Source organism: Alloalcanivorax marinus, from assembly GCF_016785095.1.
Lineage (GTDB): Bacteria > Pseudomonadota > Gammaproteobacteria > Pseudomonadales > Alcanivoracaceae > Alloalcanivorax > Alloalcanivorax marinus_A.
This window is the reverse complement of the sequence record NZ_JAEKJB010000006.1, coordinates 113,024-129,995: the sequence shown is the minus strand read 5'-3', so window position 1 is coordinate 129,995 and position 16,972 is coordinate 113,024. Positions and strand designations below refer to the sequence as shown.

General features: G+C 66.3%; 14 protein-coding genes. 4 read left to right on the top strand and 10 right to left on the bottom strand.

The window, feature by feature from the left end; translation table 11 throughout:
• Window positions 1-57 precede the first annotated feature (57 nt).
• From JF515_RS06240 to JF515_RS06225, 4 genes are all read right to left on the bottom strand, one after another.
• Entirely contained in the window at window positions 58-294 is a 237-nt protein-coding gene (locus JF515_RS06240; RefSeq protein ID WP_203102128.1) for a DUF2970 domain-containing protein, read from the bottom strand.
• A complete protein-coding gene (locus JF515_RS06235; RefSeq protein WP_203102126.1) occupies window positions 287-802 on the bottom strand; it encodes a DUF934 domain-containing protein in 516 nt (171 codons plus the stop codon). Before JF515_RS06235 ends, JF515_RS06240 begins: the two co-directional genes overlap by 8 nt.
• Window positions 799-2,472 carry a nitrite/sulfite reductase gene (locus JF515_RS06230; protein ID WP_203102124.1) on the bottom strand — a complete coding sequence of 558 codons (1,674 nt, stop codon included), beginning with the start codon at window positions 2,470-2,472 and terminating at the stop codon, window positions 799-801. Before JF515_RS06230 ends, JF515_RS06235 begins: the two co-directional genes overlap by 4 nt.
• 114 nt (window positions 2,473-2,586) lie before the next feature.
• On the bottom strand, window positions 2,587-3,990 hold the full coding sequence (locus JF515_RS06225) for a PLP-dependent aminotransferase family protein (protein WP_238400895.1): 1,404 nt from the start codon (window positions 3,988-3,990) through the stop codon (window positions 2,587-2,589).
• A gap of 142 nt (window positions 3,991-4,132) precedes the next feature.
• Between JF515_RS06225 and JF515_RS06220 the strand changes: the two genes are divergently transcribed.
• From JF515_RS06220 to JF515_RS06210, 3 genes are read left to right on the top strand one after another with little or no spacing between them, the layout of a single operon-like run.
• On the top strand, window positions 4,133-5,578 hold the full coding sequence (locus JF515_RS06220) for a Wadjet anti-phage system protein JetA family protein (RefSeq protein WP_203102121.1): 1,446 nt from the start codon (window positions 4,133-4,135) through the stop codon (window positions 5,576-5,578).
• The gene (locus tag JF515_RS06215; protein ID WP_203102119.1) at window positions 5,553-6,200 is read left to right on the top strand and encodes a DUF4194 domain-containing protein; all 648 of its coding nucleotides are present in this window, start codon (window positions 5,553-5,555) and stop codon (window positions 6,198-6,200) included. Before JF515_RS06220 ends, JF515_RS06215 begins: the two co-directional genes overlap by 26 nt.
• The gene (locus tag JF515_RS06210) at window positions 6,191-9,838 is read left to right on the top strand and encodes an ATP-binding protein (RefSeq protein ID WP_203102117.1); all 3,648 of its coding nucleotides are present in this window, start codon (window positions 6,191-6,193) and stop codon (window positions 9,836-9,838) included. The genes JF515_RS06215 and JF515_RS06210 overlap by 10 nt, the downstream gene beginning before the upstream one ends.
• A gap of 3 nt (window positions 9,839-9,841) precedes the next feature.
• Here the strand turns inward: JF515_RS06210 and JF515_RS06205 are convergent, their stop codons facing one another.
• Complete coding sequence (locus JF515_RS06205) at window positions 9,842-11,047, bottom strand: MFS transporter (RefSeq protein WP_203102115.1); 1,206 nt, start codon at window positions 11,045-11,047, stop codon at window positions 9,842-9,844.
• Between the two features lie 139 nt (window positions 11,048-11,186).
• Window positions 11,187-12,587: an MFS transporter gene (locus JF515_RS06200; protein WP_203102113.1), complete on the bottom strand. Its 1,401-nt coding sequence runs from the start codon at window positions 12,585-12,587 to the stop codon at window positions 11,187-11,189.
• Window positions 12,588-12,697: 110 nt separating this feature from the next.
• On the opposite strand from JF515_RS06200, the gene JF515_RS06195 reads away from it, so the two are divergent.
• Complete coding sequence (locus JF515_RS06195; protein WP_203102111.1) at window positions 12,698-13,453, top strand: AraC family transcriptional regulator; 756 nt, start codon at window positions 12,698-12,700, stop codon at window positions 13,451-13,453.
• Window positions 13,454-13,486: 33 nt separating this feature from the next.
• Here JF515_RS06195 and JF515_RS06190 read toward each other — a convergent pair whose 3' ends face one another.
• From JF515_RS06190 to JF515_RS06175, 4 genes are all read right to left on the bottom strand, one after another.
• Window positions 13,487-14,239: an SDR family NAD(P)-dependent oxidoreductase gene (locus tag JF515_RS06190; RefSeq protein ID WP_203102109.1), complete on the bottom strand. Its 753-nt coding sequence runs from the start codon at window positions 14,237-14,239 to the stop codon at window positions 13,487-13,489.
• A 112-nt stretch (window positions 14,240-14,351) separates the two neighbouring features.
• Window positions 14,352-15,263 (bottom strand): LysR substrate-binding domain-containing protein, encoded by a 912-nt coding sequence (locus tag JF515_RS06185; RefSeq protein ID WP_203102107.1) that lies wholly within the window; start codon window positions 15,261-15,263, stop codon window positions 14,352-14,354.
• 15 nt (window positions 15,264-15,278) lie between these two features.
• Window positions 15,279-15,623, bottom strand: coding sequence for a cyclophilin-like fold protein (locus JF515_RS06180; protein ID WP_203102105.1), 345 nt, complete (start codon window positions 15,621-15,623; stop codon window positions 15,279-15,281).
• Between the two features lie 16 nt (window positions 15,624-15,639).
• On the bottom strand, window positions 15,640-16,851 hold the full coding sequence (locus JF515_RS06175) for an MFS transporter (protein WP_203102103.1): 1,212 nt from the start codon (window positions 16,849-16,851) through the stop codon (window positions 15,640-15,642).
• Window positions 16,852-16,972: the final 121 nt, after the last annotated feature.

The following is a 16,972-nucleotide window of genomic DNA, read 5'->3' as shown; positions in this document are numbered from 1 at the left end:
ACGCTGAAGCGTGAAACGCCACTGTTCCTTTCTTGTTGGAGAAAGGTAACGGGATCGTCAGGGCACCACCATGGCGACCACCACCATCACGCCGAGCACCAGGCCGACCACCATCAACGCGTAGATCAGCAGGTAGTCACCGCCCCGGCCACTCTTGAAATCCCGCTCACGGTTTTTCTGGCTCTGCACGCCGAACAGTCCCGCCAGCACGCCCTGGCACACATCCAGAAGGCTGGCTTTTTTCTGATCCGGCGACGGAGAACGGGGGTCGTCGTTACTGGAATTGCTACCCATGGTCGCTCCTGACTGAAGAATGGCGGCGGAAGCGGGGTTCGGGCTGCGCCACCGAGCGCGCGTAAACGCGCTCGAAATCCGCCAGCCCCTTGAGGGCGTCGGTCACGCTCTTGTCCTCGCGCACGGCGAACGACGAGAAGCCACAGTGGCGCATCAGCGCCAACTGGTCCCGCAGCACATCGCCCACCGCGCGCAGATCGCCCAGGAAGCCATATCGGATTCGCAGCAGGCTCGCCTGGCTGTAGGCGCGGCCATCGCGAAAGCTGGGAAAACGCAGAGCGATCAGAGGAAGGCGGGTGATCTCCGCTCGTAATACTTCCGGGTCCTGGTCCGGGTCCAGCAGCACGCCAAGGCGGGACGGATCGCCTCCTTCCCTCTCCACCCGCGTTTGCCAGCGGGGCCAGCCCAGCACCGCGTGGGGGGCGCCGGCCCCGGCCTCGTCCAGGTACCAGGGATCATCCTGGAGCGGCGTGGCCACGCCCTCGAGATAACCGATGGTATTGTTCATTGCACCGCTCCCCGGGCCGGGCCGTAAACACTTTCCTTGAACGGCTCCAGCCCCAGGCGTCGCACGGTCTCGGCGAACGGCTCGTCCACCTCGCGGCGGGCCAGATAGGTATCCAGCAACCGGCCGATGGCGTCCGGCACCTCCTCGACCCGGAAGGCACGGCCAATCACCTTGCCCAGGGCGCTGTCCCGCCCTTGCGCGCCGCCAATGGTGATCTGGAAGAATTCCTCGTCGTTCTTGTTCACACCGAGAATGCCGATGTTGCCAATGTGGTGGTGGCCGCAGGCGTTGACGCAGCCGGAAATATTCAGGCTCAGCTCGCCCAGGTCGTGGAGAAAATCCAGATCGTCGAAACGTTCCTGGATGGCCCGCGCCACGGGCAACGAGCGGGTGTTCGCCAGAGAGCAATAGTCCCCGCCCGGGCAGGCGATCACATCGGTAAGCAGACCGATGTTCGGCGTCGCCAGACCGTGCTCGCGAAGTACCGACCACAGCGCGTACAGATCCCGCTCACGCACGTCCGGCAACACCAGATTCTGCTCGTGGGTGACACGGATCTCGGCGAAGCCGTAGCACTCGGCCAGCTCCGCCACCGCGCGCATCTGCGCGGCGGTCACGTCCCCGGGCGGCGCCGCCGCGCCGGGCTTGGTGGACAGCACCACCGAGGCGTAGCCGGCCACCTTGTGCGCCCGGGTGTTGTTGTGCACCCAGGTGGCGAACGCCCGCTCCCCGGCAAGCCGGTCCAGGTGGCCCGGGTCCTGGCCGGCCACCGGCTCATAGCGTGGCGGGTTGAAATCGCCGGCCACCCGCTGGTACTCCGCCTCGGTCAGCTCGGCGGCGCCGTCGCGGATTTGCTCCCACTCCCGCTCCACCTCGGCGGCGAACGCCTCCACGCCCAACGCCTTGACCAGAATCTTGATTCTCGCCTTGTATTTGTTGTCGCGGCGCCCGTACCGGTTGTAGACGCGCAGCACCGCTTCCACGTAGGTCAGCAGGTGCCGCCAGGGCAGCCCCTCGCGAATGGTCTGGTTGAGAATCGGCGTGCGGCCCAGGCCGCCGCCCACCATCACCCGCAGACGCATTTCGCCGCCGTCATCGCGGTACAGGTACAGGCCGATATCATGGGCACGCACGGCGGCCCGGTCCTGGGCCGAGGAGGAAATGGCGATCTTGAACTTGCGCGGCAGGAACAGGAATTCCGGGTTGATGGTGGACCACTGGCGCATGATCTCGGCCAGCGGTCGAGGATCGATGATCTCATCCGCGGCGACGCCGGCGAAGGCCTCGGTGGTGATGTTGCGCACGCAGTTGCCGGAGGTCTGAATGGCGTGCATGTCGCGGTCCGCCAGCACCTGCAGAATGTCCGGCACCTGCTCCAGAGCCACCCAGTTGAACTGGATATTCTGGCGGGTGGTGAAATGCCCGTAGCCCCGGTCGTATTCCTCGGCGATCCGCGCCAGCACCCGCATCTGCTCCGCCGACAGGGTGCCGTAGGGAATCGCCACGCGCAGCATGTAGGCGTGGCGTTGAAGGTAGACACCGTTCTGCAGCCGCAGCGGCAGGAACTCCTCCTCGCTGAGTTCGCCGCCCAGCCGGCGATTGACCTGATCCCTGAACTGAGCCACCCGTGCCTGGACCAGATCACGGTCGAAGCTGTCGTAGTTGTACACTCGGCCTGCCCCTGATGACGGTTAATCCGGGCGCCACTGTAGCGCCCGACCGGCGATAGGTTCAGGCGCAATTTTTTTAAATCGGATAGGGACAGTTATAAAATGCCGGCCTCCTCAGGCAGCACGCAGCAGCCCGGGCAGCCGCTCCAGAGCAGCGAGCCGATCCGGGTGCCAGGGGTGCGCGAAGCCGATCCGCAGGCAATGGCGGAACTGGCCGGAACCGGAGAACAGCGGCCCCGGGGTGATCACCACGCCCTGCTCCAGAGCGCGGCCATAGGCGGCCAGGGTATCGATGCGGGCATCCAGCTCCACCCACACCGCCAGGCCGCCCTGGGGCCGGCTTACCCTCACCTCGCCGGGCCAGCTCCGCAGCCGGTCGATCAGCTGGTCCCGGTTGACGCGCAGGTCGTGCCGCTGGCGACGCAGATGGGCGGCGAACCCGCCATCAGCCATGAAATCGGCCACCCCTTGCTGCAGGAAGCGGCTGCCGGCCAGTTGCGTCACCAGCTTGAGGCGCACCACCCGCTGGTGCCAGCGGGCACCGGACACCCAGCCCAGCCGCAGGTCCCGGGCCAGGCACTTCGAGAAGGAGCCGCACAGGATCACCCGGTCGTGGCTATCCAGGGCCTTGAGCGGGTCCGGCACCGGGCCCAGGGCGGTCTCGGCGTAGATGTCGTCCTCGATCACCGCCAGATCGTGCTGCTCCGCCAGCGCCAGCAGCCGGCGCCGCGCCGCCTCCGGCATCAGCGCGCCGCCCGGGGTGGCGAACGCCGGCGACACCACGCAGGCCTTCACCTTCCAACGCCCCAGCACCGCTTCCAGCGCCTCCATATCCATGCCGGTTTCCGGCGACGCCGGGATTTCCACCACCTGCAACTGGAGCTGTTCGAGCAACTGCAACACGCCATAGAAACCCGGCGATTCCACCGCCACCACATCACCGCGCTCGCAGCAGGCCATCAACGCCAGAAACAGCGCGTGCTGGCAGCCGGAGGTCACGCACAATCGCTCCGGCTCCACCGGCCAGCCGCGCCGGGCGTGGTGCAACGCCAGTTGCTCGCGCAATTCCGGCTCACCGGCCGGCGCGTCATAGTACTGGTAAGCGCCGCCGCGCTGGCGCCGCAGGGCACGGCCGATGGCGCGATTCAGCCCCAGCACCCCCGGCGGCAGGCTGCCCGCCAGCGGGTCCGGCACCAGGTCGAAAGCGGCGCCACGGGCCATGATGTCCAGCAGCAGATCGCTGACGCTGGCGGGACGGGGCGCGGCGATGCGTGCCCGGCTGCGCGGCGCGCGCGGACTCTCGGGACGCAGGCTGAGGAAATAGCCAGCCTTGGGCCGCGCCTCCAGCAAACCGCGCGCCTCCAAACGGCGCAGGGCATGCTGCACCGTGGCCTTGGACAGCCCGTGCTCGCGGCACAGGGTCCGGATCGAAGGCAGTTTCTCGCCCAGCCGCCAACGGCCCTCCTCGATGCCCCGGGAAAGCCAGGCCTCCAACCTCTGATACCGATACGCCGTCAACGCCGTCCCCATCTGTCCCTATTGATGCCTGCTTTTTTACACCTGGCCTGATCGGCGATTCAAGCGCCGCGACGCCCACCCCGCACTTGGAGCCCCCCGGCAACCGGACTAAAATAGGCGGTTTGAGCCGACGGCAAGCCCCATGTTCTTCACGGACGAACGCGAGCAGTTCTTCAAACCGCTGACCGGCAAGTACCGCGAGCAGGTGGTGGAGTGCGTGCGCCTGCTCCACGAGCGGCTATACAGCAGCCAGGCGGACTACGGCGAATCGCTCAAGCGCGACCAGGTGCTGGACGTGTTCGGCGAGGCTCTGGAACGGGCGCCGCTGCTGGAAGGCGACGACGAAGCCGGGCGCTTTCGCAACAACCGGGAACAGGCCGGCTGGATTCTCAACCTGCTGGTGGAGCACGGCTGGCTCAAGCGCGACAAGGACGAAGCCTCGTTCCAGTCCACCTACCCGTTCAGCCGCAGCGGGCGGCTGTTCACCCAGACCCTGGTGGAGGTGGACGGGCGCAGCGTGCGCACCCGACACCGCAATACCCGCAACACCCTCAACGCGCTGAACGCCTTCGCGGAACGGGGCGAGGTGTATGACCTGCTCGACGCCCACGAGCATTCCGAGCGCATCATCGCCGACTTCACCGACATCATCGCCGAGCTGGAGGAGCGCAAACGGGAACTGGTGAAGGAGGTGGAAGCCCGGCAACTGGTGCAGCAGGCCAGTGACCAGTTCTTCGAATTCATGGAGCGGCGCTTCCAGCCGGACGTGGCGATCCGCATGTCCGCCGACAGCGTCGAGAAACACCGCGACCGCGTCCAAAGCGCCGTGGAACGGATCAAGAGAAAGCCGAAGAGCTGGAAAGCCCAGGCGGAACGGGACCTGCGCCACCGGGCCCCGGACCTGATCGTCAGCCAGGATGCCTCGGTGCTGTTCCAACTGCTGGACAGCATCGACATGCGCATGCGCAATGCCTCGGAGATCATGCTGCCGGCCCTGCGCCGCACCCTGCAGAGCTTCACCCGGCGCGCCGACATCATCATCCGCCAGCTCAGCTATCTGCACACCCAGAAGCACAACGACATCGTCGGGCTGTGTCAAAGCCTGTCGGAACTGGACGACGCCACCTACGGGGAGCGGTTGCGCCAGGCCGGCGACGCCATGGCCAGCCTGCACCTGGGGCTGATCGACCCGGCCCAGATACGCCTGCGCGAACAGCGCGCGCAACGGACCGTGCATCATCAAATGGTGGAACTGGACGAGCCGGACCGCGACACCCTGCGCGATCTGGCCACCGAACAACTGCTGGAAAAAGCCTTCAACATCAACGGCGGCGCCCTGCGGGACTACCTGCGCGAGGCCCTGGGCGCCAGCCGCCGCATCGACAACCGCGACCTGCCCGTCAACAACGCCCGTGACCTGCTGGCCCTGAGCCACGTTATCGAACTGGGCAGCGCCGACCACGCCGCCGCCGGCTTCCGGCTGCGCATCGAACCCACCGACGTCGTCCGCGACGAGCACTATTTCGTGCGTCGCGACGGCTTCCTGCTGGAACTGGAACAGGATGACTCCAAGGCAAGCCCTGAATGACGCCCTGGACGCCCGTGGCGTCACCCCGGCGCAGTTCTCGGAACTGATGATCCGCCTGCTCGACCACGGCGTGCTGTGCCGCGACGAAAGCAAGAAGGAGGCGGAGCTGTACGACCGTTACCTGCACATCCCCGAACTGGTGGAGGACTACCTGAGCGTGCTGCGGGTGCGCCTGCACCATGAGCGCCGTTTCGCCTCCCTGCGGCTGTTTCCGCCCGGCGCCGAGATCCCCGGCGAGGCGGACCAGGACGAGGGCTTCAACAGCGGCCTGCGCAACCGGCTCAGCCAGCAGGAAGTGGCGCTGATCCTGGTGCTGCGCGCGGAATACGACAAATCCCTGCGCGATGGCCAGATCGACGAACACGGCCAGGCCACCCTGCCCCTGGAAGCACTCAACCTGGCCAGCAAGAACCTGCTCGGCCGGCCGCTGCCGGACGGGCGCACCGAACGGGAGGCGCTGTTCCGGCGCATGCGCCAGCTGCGGCTGATCCGCGGCGCCGGCGACGGCGGGCTGGAAGACGGCGAAGCCTGGCTGACGATTCGCCCCGACATCACCAGCCTGGTCACCGACGCGGTGCTGGCCACCCTGATCGAGCGCGAGGACGACCAACCATGTACCTGAAACGCTCAATCACCGTGAACTGGGGCAACCTGCCCGCCGGCGAGTTCGAATACGGGCCGGTAAACCTGTTTTCCGGCGGCAACGGTTCCGGCAAGACCACCGCCGCCGACGCCCTGCAAACCCTGATGACCGCCGCCCACGACAACCTGTTCACCTACAACCCGGGCCAGGACGAAACCACCCAGCGCGGGCGCGGTGGCAAGCAGGTGCGCACCCTGGCCTCCTACGTCCTGGGCTGTGACGATGGCGCCTTCGCCCGCCCCTACGACAGCGACGGCTACATCGCCGGCGTGTTCCACCCCACCAAGGGCGAAACCGCCGAGCCGTTCACCGCCGTGATCGGCGTGCGCGCCCATCTGGACCGGGCCGGCAGCAGCGCCCAGGCCCGCCAGGACGAACTGCTACTGATGATCGTGGCCGGCGAAATGCTGAGCCTGTCGGACTTCGTGCACGAGCACGTGGACGGCAAACACACGGTGGCGATCACCGACATCGCCAACCAGCTACGCCGGCGGTTCGGCAAGAAAGCGGTGGAAACCTACGACAAAAAAGGCGCCTACCTGGCGCGGTTGTACGGCGCCCTGCGCGGCAAGCGCGACGCGGTATCGCGCAACGAAGCGCGCAACGCGGCGCGCACCTTCGCCCGCTTCATGGCCTACAAGCCGGTGGAATCGATCAACCAGTTCGTCGCCAGCGAGGTGCTCGAACCCCACGACATGGGCGACACCCTGCGCCGCATCCGCGACCTGATGCGCACCGTCCACGGCATGGCGGAAGAAGCGGAGCAACTGCAGCGCAACGTGGACCTGCTTGGCCAGGCCCGCGACCAGGCCGACGCCTACCTGGAAAACTGGCTGGAACGCACCACCCAGGCCTACGGCGCCGCCGCCCGGCAATTCCAGCGCAACCAAGCGGACTACCTGGAACGCAAGGAAGAGCAGAATCGCCTGCGCCAGCAACAGGAAAGCAACCAGGAAGAAGCGGAGCAGGTGCAACGGCGCCTGGATCAGGCCCACCAGGAGCTGGTGGAACTGCAGGCGCGCATCCTTGGCATCCCCGCCCTGCGCGACAAGCAGCAACTGGAGCAACGCCACCAGCAGCTCAGCCAGCAACTGCGCGACGGTGCCCGGCCGCTGCTCGAACAGGACCAGCAACGCACCACTAACCTGGAAGCCCTGCGCAACATGCTTGGCCTGCTGACCCGCCACAGCATTGAGCTGGAACTGCCGGCCTTCGCCAGCAAGCACTGGCGCCAAACCAGCAAGGCGCTAATCGCCGAGCAGCACAACCCGCTGCCGGACCTGAACCAGATGCTGGCCCGGGACTGGATCGACCTGTCGCCCCTGGAAGAGGGCCTCACCCGGGTACGCGGCGAGCAACAACTGCACAACCAGATCGCCGAACACCTGCATGGCGAGCGCCAGGAACAACCGGGCCAGGACGCCGCCTCCCTGGCCCAGCGCCTGGACCGGCTGGTGGGCAAACGGGGCCAGAACCTGGACGCCCTGGAGCAACGACAAAAAACCATTGAACAGCAGATCCGCAACCTGGAATCAAAGCGGGTGAACTACCCCCAGGACGTGGAGCTAGCCCTGCAGGCGATCCGCCAGGAATGCCCCCAGGCGCAACCCCGAGTGCTGTGTGATCATGTGGAAGTGGCCGACCCGCTCTGGCAGATGGCCATCGAGGGCTACATTGGCGGCGCCCGTTTCGGCATTCTGGTGGAAGCCGAATACGAAGCCGAGGCGATCCGCATCGTGCGCCGGCTGGCCGGCAAGCAACGCAACCGGGCCCGGGTGATTCAGGGCGAGCAGGCACGCCGCGACGCGGAAAAACTGTCCCTGCCCGAGCACTCCCTGTTCCACGCCCTGCGCTTCAGTCACCGCACCGCCGAGCATTACCTGAAAGCCTCCTACGGCAACGTGGTGCGGGTGGACGACGCCGACACCCTGCGCACCACCCGACGGGGCATCACCGCCGACGGCCTGGGCTCCGGCAACTATGCCCTGTTCCGCTGCGACCTGGACGACGGTCAACTGGTGTTCGGCGAAGGCGCCCGGGAACGCAACCTACAGGCCAAACGCAACGAACAGCTGGCCCTGGAGGAACAGTACCAACAGGCCGCCCAGGGCTATCAGGCGGTCAAACAGCTCCACGATCAGGTCAAGGCGTTCCAGCCCCTCAACTGGATCGGCGCCGCCAGCCACCTGCTGGACGCCCAGCACCAGCTCCAGGAAACCGAAAACGCCCTGGCCAACCTGGACCTGGGCGACCATGAAGAACTGGAGGAGAAGCAACGCCAGGCCCGCGCCCTGCACCAGGACCTGGAAGCCCGGCAAAAGACGCTCACCGAAGCCCACGGCAAACTCGACGCGGAACTGGCCGCCTGCGGCGTCACCCTGCGCAAGCTGGCGGACCAGAGCGACCGCTTCCAGCAGGAACAGGACGACGCCGAGGCCAACCTGCACGCCAGCACCCGCTACTGGCCGGAACTGGACGTGGAACCACGCATCGAGGCCATGGACCGGCGCCTGCGCGACGCCCAGGGCGACATCGACTTCGTCGCCGAGGAAAACGCCCTCACCGAACAGCTCACCAAGAACGCCGTGGCCCTGCAGAAAACCCTGGACCACTACAACCAGCAAGCACAGCCCGCCGATCAGGTACTCGCCGACAGCCAGGAGGCCCTGCACGGCGCCCCCTTCTTCGGCCACGTGCACACGCTCAACCAGCAACTGGACAACCTGCACAATCGGCTGCGCAACAATGTGCTACTGGAAAAACAGGAAAAACTGGCGGAGCTGCGCAACACCTTCAACACCACCTTCATCAGTGACCTGTGCAGCCAGATCCACCAGGCCATCAAGGACGGCGAACGGATTCTGAAAAGCCTCAACAGCGAGCTGGAACACCACCAGTTCGGCGCCGACCGGGAACGCTTCTCCTTCGAATGGGACTGGATTCCCGAGTACAAGGAATACTGGAACTTCTTCAAGGAAGTGATCGATATTCCCAACCTGGGCGACGGCGCCAGCCTGTTCGACACCCCGCTCTCGACCAAGGCCGAACAGGTACGCGACCGGCTGCTCGGCCTGCTGCTGGACGGCGACGAACAACAGGCCCTGCGCGAGCTGGAACGGATCAGCGACTACCGCCGCTACCGCCAGTACGACATCCTCAAACACCCGGAAAACAAGGCGCCGATCAGCCTCAGCCAGTACGGCACCGGCTCCGGCGGGCAACTGGAAACGCCGGCCTACATCATCCGCGCCGCCGCCATCACCAGCGCCTTCCGCTTCAACGAAGGCGACAGCCACCTGCGTATGGTGATCGTCGACGAAGCCTTCATGCACATGGACGAAAACCGCTCCAAAAGCGTGATCCGCTACCTCACCGAAACCCTGGGCCTGCAACTGATCTTCATCATGCCCACCAGCAAGGCCGGCCCCTTCCTGGACCTGATCAGCAACCAGTTCGTGTTCAGCAAGGTGCCCAGCCCGATCCCGGTGGGCGAGCTCAACACCCGGGTACTGGTGGACCGCCAGCAACTCAACCAGGAACGCATCCGCGACCTGTGGGAGCAACACCGCCGCGTGATCCGCCAGCAGGGCGCCCTGGATTTCATGGAAGAGGTGTGACGATCAGCCCACTGGCGCCGCCGCCCGGCGGCGCAGCGCCACCAGCAGCGCCAGGGCCGCCAGCGTCAGGGGCAGGAACGACACCCACAGCACCCGCTCCCAGCCGTAGGCGCTGAGCAGGCCGCCGGAGGAGAACGAGCCCAGCGCCATCAGGCCGAAGACGATAAAGTCGTTGAGGGATTGCACCCGGGTTTTCTCTTCCGGGCGGTGGCATTCCAGCACCATGGCGGAGGCGCCCAGGAAGCCGAAGTTCCAGCCCAGGCCCAGCAGCACCAGCATCCACCAGAAGTGCAGCACCTCGACGCCCATCAAACCGACGGCGGCGGACACACCGGTGAGCACCAGGCCCACGGCGGCCACCCGGCCGGCGCCGAAGCGGGTGATCAGATTGCCGGTGAAAAAGCTCGGCCCGTACATGGCGATCACGTGCCACTGCAGCCCCAGGTTGGCGGACGCCTGGGAGTGCCCGCAGAAATGCATGGCCAGCGGCGCCGAGGTCATCAGGAAGTTCATCACCAGGTAGGAAACGGCGCCGCAAATCGCCGCCGCCACGAACAGCGGCTGGCGGGCGATCACCGCCAATGGCCGGCCACCGGCCTGCTCCGCCGCCGAGGGCGGCGGCAGGCGCACGCCAAGCAACAGCAGCGCGGACAACGCCGCCACCACCGCCTGCACCACGAAAGTGGCGGAGAAGGTCACCGGCGGCCACAGATCCATGGTCCAGGTCACCAGTTGGGGCCCGATCACCCCGGCGGCCACGCCGCCGGCCATCACCAGGGACAGGGCCCGCGCCCGCCGCGCCGGCGCCACACCGTCCGCCGCGGCGAACCGGTAGGACACCACCACCGCCGCGTAGGCACCGCCAAAGAAAGTGGACAGGCAGAACAGCCAGAACGACGCCACCAACACCGCCACCGTGGCCACCAGGCCGGCCAGCACACCGGCCCCGGCGCCGAGCAAGAACGCCGTGCGCCGACCATGGCGCCGGGCCACCATCCCCACCGGCATGATCGAAGCCGCCATGCCCACCACGAAGATGGACACCGGCAAGGTGGCCAGCACCGGCGACGGCGCCAGCGCATCGCCGACGATGGCGCCGGTGGCGTACACCACCACCGCGTTGGCGCCGGCCAGCGCCTGGGACACCGACAGCCGCCAGATATTGCCCCGCTGTACGTGTTCGGGAAGCTCGAAACTCCGATCGTTCATCCTGGTTATCCCCGGCCAATGGCAAAGCCAGGCATTGTTCCCTGATTCATCACCACGGACAAACATTCTTGAACCGGCTAAAGAACCCGCCCGCACAACCCGGGCACGGGCCGAGGCCGGCGCTCGGATAATGTGGGCGTCAAACCGCGTTCGCGCGCACTTCCCGCCAGCGGCGCGCGGCGCTGGCCACCGCGCCGGCGCCAGCGAAGGTGGCGCCCACCGCCAGGCACAACGCCGGCCCGCGCTCGCCGCCCAGAGCGAACAACAGCGTCACCAGCGCCGAACCCAGGGTCCAGCCAGCGAACCGGGCCACCGCGTTCATGCCGGAGGCGGCGCCACTGCGCGACGCCGGGCCGGTGGTCATCATGGCGGTGTTGTTGGGGGTCTGGAACAGACCGAAGCCGACCCCGCACAGCGCCATGCGCCAACCGATCTGCCAATAGGCCGGCTCCGTCGGCAGAAACACCATCAGCACCAGGCCCGCCGCCATAATCCCCAAGCCGAGACTACTGAGCACCGCCGCCGGATAACGGACCACCAACCGCCCGGCCAACTGGGCAGCGACGGCGGTGGTCAACGGCCAGGGCGTGATCAGCAGCCCGCTCTGCACCGGCGTCATCTGCAGCACCCGCTCGAACAGAAACGGCAACGACACATAGGCCAGAATCTGCGCCGTATAGGAACAGGACGAGGTCAGCAGCGCCAGGGAAAACACCGGTAGCCGCAGCAGATCAAACGGCAGCATCGGCGACGGATGGCGGCGCTGCTGAACGAACAACAGCACGAAACACAGCAATCCGACCACGATCTCCGCCACCGCCCAGCGCGTATCACCACCACCCAGGGTACCCACGCCCACCACCAGCAAACCAAAAGCCAGTGCGTTCAGCAGCGTACCCAGGGCATCGAACCGATGGGGCGTCCGCGCGCTGCCCGGCATCGTCCGCCAGAACAACCACAGCGCCACCACGCCCAGCGGCACGTTGATCAGAAACACCCAGGGCCAGGACGCCACCGCCAGCACCATGGCCGCGAACGTCGGCCCCAGCGCCGCCGGCACCGCCACCGCCAGAGCCAGCCACGCCATGCCCTTGCCCACCAGATGGCGCGGGTATATCACCCGCACCAGCGCCACCCCGGCCACCGACAGAAAGGCGCCGCCGGCCCCCTGCAACACCCGGGCCGCCACCAGTGTGCCCAACGTCGGCGCCACCGCGCACACCAACGACGCCAGGGTGAACACCGTCAAACCGGTAATGAACAAGCGCCTCAGACCCAGCGCCTCCACCATCGCCGCCACCGGCAGCAAACACACCACCGCCGCCAGCTGATAGCCGTTGACCACCCACACCGTGGCCGCGTCGCTGGCGCCCAGGGACAAGGCCATGTCCGGCAAGGCGATGTTCACCACCGCCGTGCTCAGATTGCTCAGGGCAATACCCAGCAAAACGGCCAATGCCGCCCAACGCCGCTCGCCAGGCGGCAAACCGTCGCCAATCAAGGACGGGGAAGACGACGACGCAGAGGTGGTGTCACGCATTTGGATAAAGGGCTCCCGAGACCGGACCGCCGGCCCGGAGCACCCGGTCGACCATCACAATCGGGCCATGCTAGCATCAGCGCATTCACACTTTACGCCAACGATTATCGATGAAGCGCCAATCCACCTCCGCCCCGCTTTTCCGAACCCGCCAACGGGCACGACAACGTGGCGAAACCATCGGCGCCCACCATCACGACGAAGCCCAACTCATTCTCGCCCTCTCCGGCACCACCCAGATCTACACCGACACCGGCCGCTGGCTGGTGCCGCCGCAGTTGGCGGTATGGATTCCCGCCGGCATCACCCACCGCCTGGACGTGCTCTCCGGCGCGGAAATGCGGCTGCTCCACTGGCACCCCGAAGCGATCCACCGCTGGGCCCCCAACGCCAACCTGGACCGGGAATTCGCCCTGCGCGTCTCGCCGCTGCTGCGCGAACTGATCCACGCCGCCTTCGCCCCCAACACCGACGCCGACAAACAAACCCTCATCGCGCAACTGGTACTCCATGAACTCAGCACCGTGGTGGACGCCCCCACCTACCTGCCCCTGCCCACCAGCAACGTGGGCCGGCGCGTCGCCCACCTGGCGCTCTCCGACACCGGCCTCGCCCTCACCACCCCGGACCTGGCCGCCGGCGCCGCCACCTCCGTGCGCACCCTCAGCCGCCTGTTCCCCGCCGAAACCGGCCTCACCTTCCGCGCCTGGCGGCAACGGGCCCGCATCGTCATGGCCATCGACCATCTCGCGCGCGGCAAGACCATCGCCCAGGCGGCGGGGCTGGCGGGGTTTAGTAGTACCTCGGCGTTTTCCTATGCGTTCCGGCAGGTGACCGGGGAGACGCCTTCCGGGTTCGTGGGGTGAGCAACGCGAAGGCGGCGCCGGTATGTACCTTGGCTAAACAGCGGTGTATCCACCATCCGCCATGACCACGGTCCCGGTCATGTAACTGGCGCGATCACTGGCCGCGAAGGCAATTACCTCGGCGATCTCCGACGGCTCGGCGGCGCGGCCAATGGGAGATCCCTTGCCATGCTCGGCAAGAAAGTCACGCCCGTTCGGCATCACATCATCAAGGATCCCGGTGACGATATCACCGGGAGCGACCACGTTCGCCCGAATACCGTATTGCGCGCCTTCCAGTGACAGAACCCGCGTCAATTGCGCGATGGCGCCTTTTGACGCGGCATAGGCTCCAATCGTCGGGAAGGCGACCTGGCACGCATAAGACCCCACGTTCACGATGCTTCCCCGCCGCGCCGGCATCATGACTTTCATCGCTTCCCGGCAGTGCAGAAAGCTCCCTCTCAAATTAACGTTGAGCACCGAATCCCAGTCCTCGAGGGACATTTCGGCAACGGTCTTATTAATGATGCGCGCCGCGTTATTGATCAGGATGTCGAGACGACCAAAGCGCCGCAGCGCCAACTCCACCGCGCGAGTCGCCGTTGTCTCTTCGGACAGGTCACCGGTCAAGGTAACAATACGGTCCGAATAGTCTTCCAACTCAACCACCCCTGCTTTGACATCCTCCGCCACGACACAGGCGCCACGATCAGCGAATAGCCTGGCCGTCTCGCCACCCACGCCGCCAGCGGCGCCGGTCACTATGACCACCTTTCCTTCAAACTCCCGATTCAGATCACTCATGTCTCACTCCTCACAGTTCGAAATGCCCGCTCGCTGGCGGCACGAGCGGATACAATAACGACCGGGGAGCAAGGAATAATCCCGTTCAAAGTGAATGCATTATTAAGTACCACTAACCAATTCGCGGAGAGGGGCTTCTTTCCTTCATGAAGTCGATAAAGCACCTCAACACGGACGATTTTTGATTCTGCTTGGGAAAACACAAATAGAAGCCCTCGAACGGCGCCGACCAATCCTCGAGCAATGGCACCAGCTCTCCTCGTGCCACATAGGGCTTGATCTGATCCTCGGCCCAAAAGGCCACACCGGCGCCCCTTACAGCCGCCTCAAGCGCCAGACGCTGATCGTTGAAAGACAGAACGCCCTGCAACGTGACCCGCAACCAGCGATCGTTCCTGAAGAACTCCCACTGATAGCAACCCAGGTGGCCGGGCCAGCGCCAAGTGATACACCGATGATCGCGAAGATCGGCCGGACTGGCCGGATGACCGAACCGCTCAAGATAATCGGGCGCCGCCGCGGCGATTTGCCGGATAGGCGGACCAAGGGGCAACGCCACGAAATCCTGATCAAGCATCTCGCCAAGGCGAATCGACACATCGTAGCCATCCGCCACCGTATCGACGGCCGCATCGTCGACGCACACATCCACCTTGATTTCGGGGTATTCATCGAGGAACTCGGGCAAATGCGGCTCCAGATAAAGCCGCGACCCCAAACGCATGGCATGGATACGGATCTTCCCACGTGGCCGGTCCGCGAGCAGCGAGGCATCGGCCAGCGCCGCCGAGAGCTCACCAAGAGCGGGCTCCAGCCTCGCCGCCAGGCGCTCCCCCGCTTCCGTGAGCCGAACGCGACGTGTGGTGCGATGCAGTAGCTGCACGCCAAGGCGCGCCTCCAACGCCTTCATGCTCTGGCTCAGTGCCGATGGCGTTATGTTCAGTGACTCGGCCCCACGCACGAAGCTGCCATGAGTAACGATGGCCATGAACCCCTGTAGCTCAGCAAATTCCGTCCCGCGCACGCCGTACCTCCTTGCTTAAAGGCGGAAGGTGGCCTGGAGCGGCCCCGACCGGCGCAGGACCTCCACGCCGCCGTCCAGCGTGCCCAGCTTCACCAGGCCAGCGGCATGCTTGAAGTCCTTGTGGAACAGGGCCAGGTTGCCCCAGGGCGCGTAATAGGTGAGATCGCCGGCGCGGGGCGTGATGCCCGCCGGCGCTCCCTCCGTGGACAGCCGCCGGGGCAGATCGCTGATCTTCTCGGTGGCGGCGAAATCCTCCAGGGTCAGCTCCAGCGGCAGCAGGGACGCGAAGTCCCGGGCACTGTCGCTATCGTCCAGGGTGGCGGTAAGCGTGATGCCTTCGATGTCCAGATAAAGCCGCATGATCGACTCCCGAGTGTTAAGTCTCTTGAACAGCGGCGGTCGCGCGCCGGCGACGGGCAGCGGCCAGCAACACCACGATACAGCCGAACAGCGCCAGCACCCCGTAGCCGGAAGCCACCTGCAGCAAGCTCAGCCGCCCGGAAAGCTGACCGGCCACCAGGGTCGGCACCGCCGCCCCGGTGTAGGAGGTGGCGTAGATCACCGACAGAATACCGGCGCGCTCCTCCTGTTCGGTACCCGCCACCATCATCTGAATGCCGCCGCTCAGGGTGGTGCCCTGGGCGATACCCGCCAGCACGCTGGTGATCAGGAACGGCACCAGCAGCCCCAGCTTCAACGACAGCAGCACCCCCGCCAGCCCGGCGGTGAACGCCAGCATGCCCAGGCACTGGGCGCTGGAAGGCCGCAACCGGCCGGCGATGGAGGCGCCGATCACGCTCGGCGCCATCAGCGACGCGAACACCAGCGCGGCGGCCAGCGCATTGCTGGAATGCAGCTGCTCGCGGGCCATGATCGGCCCGAACGCCTGGTAAAAACCGCCCAGCGCCCAGGTGCACACAAAGGTGCAGGCGGCCACCGGATAGGCCTTGCGCGCCGACGGCGGCAACCCGAACCGGGGTCGCAACGACGCCCGCCAGCCCGGCTCACCGGCCACCGTCTCCCGACCGCGCAGCAGCAACAGCGCGCACACCACCAGCACGCCGAGAATCACCAGGTAAGGCAAGGTGCGCGGAGACGGCCCGTATTCCACCATCACGCCGGACGCCACCCCGCCCAGGGTCAAGCCGGTCATCGGCCCGCAACTGAGAATCGCCGGCGCCACCCAGGACGGCGACACCGGCGCCGTATCCACCAGCCACGCCGCCAGCGCCGTGGACGCCAACCCGCAGGACAACCCCTGGAACAACCGCCCGATAATCAGCGGCGCCGCCTCATGCACCGTCATCAACGTGACACTCGCCAGCCCGGCCAGTGCCACCGCCAGCAACGACACCGCGCGCCGCCCCAGATGGTTCGACAACCGCCCGAACACCAATAACGCCATCACCGCACCGGCGAAATACACCACCGCGCTCAACGACAGCGCCCCGTAGCTCACCCCGTCCACCGCCTGGTAAATGCCATACAGCGGAATCGGCGTCGCCGACGCCGCGTAGGCCATCACCAGGGACAGGCTGGCGGCGACGAACGTCAGCCCGTCGCCGGATTGTTTCGTGGTCTCCACCATGCCTGATCAGCGCCCCGGGCGGCGCATGCGAGCTGCCGCCTCGTCTTGGCCGTTCTGAGTCATTGCCTTGCCTTACGTTTTCGGATCGATGGGAGAGCGCCGGCGGAACCGTCGGTACTCC

Bases quoted from the DNA above. Each gene is read 5' to 3' on its own strand.
- JF515_RS06240 (WP_203102128.1), bottom strand. From the start codon at position 294: ATGGGTAGCAATTCCAGTAACGACGACCCCCGTTCTCCGTCGCCGGAT.
- JF515_RS06235 (WP_203102126.1), bottom strand. From the start codon at position 802: ATGAACAATACCATCGGTTATCTCGAGGGCGTGGCCACGCCGCTCCAG.
- JF515_RS06220 (WP_203102121.1), top strand. From the start codon at position 4,133: ATGTTCTTCACGGACGAACGCGAGCAGTTCTTCAAACCGCTGACCGGC.
- JF515_RS06215 (WP_203102119.1), top strand. From the start codon at position 5,553: ATGACTCCAAGGCAAGCCCTGAATGACGCCCTGGACGCCCGTGGCGTC.
- JF515_RS06210 (WP_203102117.1), top strand. From the start codon at position 6,191: ATGTACCTGAAACGCTCAATCACCGTGAACTGGGGCAACCTGCCCGCC.
- JF515_RS06205 (WP_203102115.1), bottom strand. From the start codon at position 11,047: ATGAACGATCGGAGTTTCGAGCTTCCCGAACACGTACAGCGGGGCAAT.
- JF515_RS06200 (WP_203102113.1), bottom strand. From the start codon at position 12,587: ATGCGTGACACCACCTCTGCGTCGTCGTCTTCCCCGTCCTTGATTGGC.
- JF515_RS06195 (WP_203102111.1), top strand. From the start codon at position 12,698: ATGAAGCGCCAATCCACCTCCGCCCCGCTTTTCCGAACCCGCCAACGG.
- JF515_RS06190 (WP_203102109.1), bottom strand. From the start codon at position 14,239: ATGAGTGATCTGAATCGGGAGTTTGAAGGAAAGGTGGTCATAGTGACC.
- JF515_RS06180 (WP_203102105.1), bottom strand. From the start codon at position 15,623: ATGCGGCTTTATCTGGACATCGAAGGCATCACGCTTACCGCCACCCTG.
- JF515_RS06175 (WP_203102103.1), bottom strand. From the start codon at position 16,851: ATGGTGGAGACCACGAAACAATCCGGCGACGGGCTGACGTTCGTCGCC.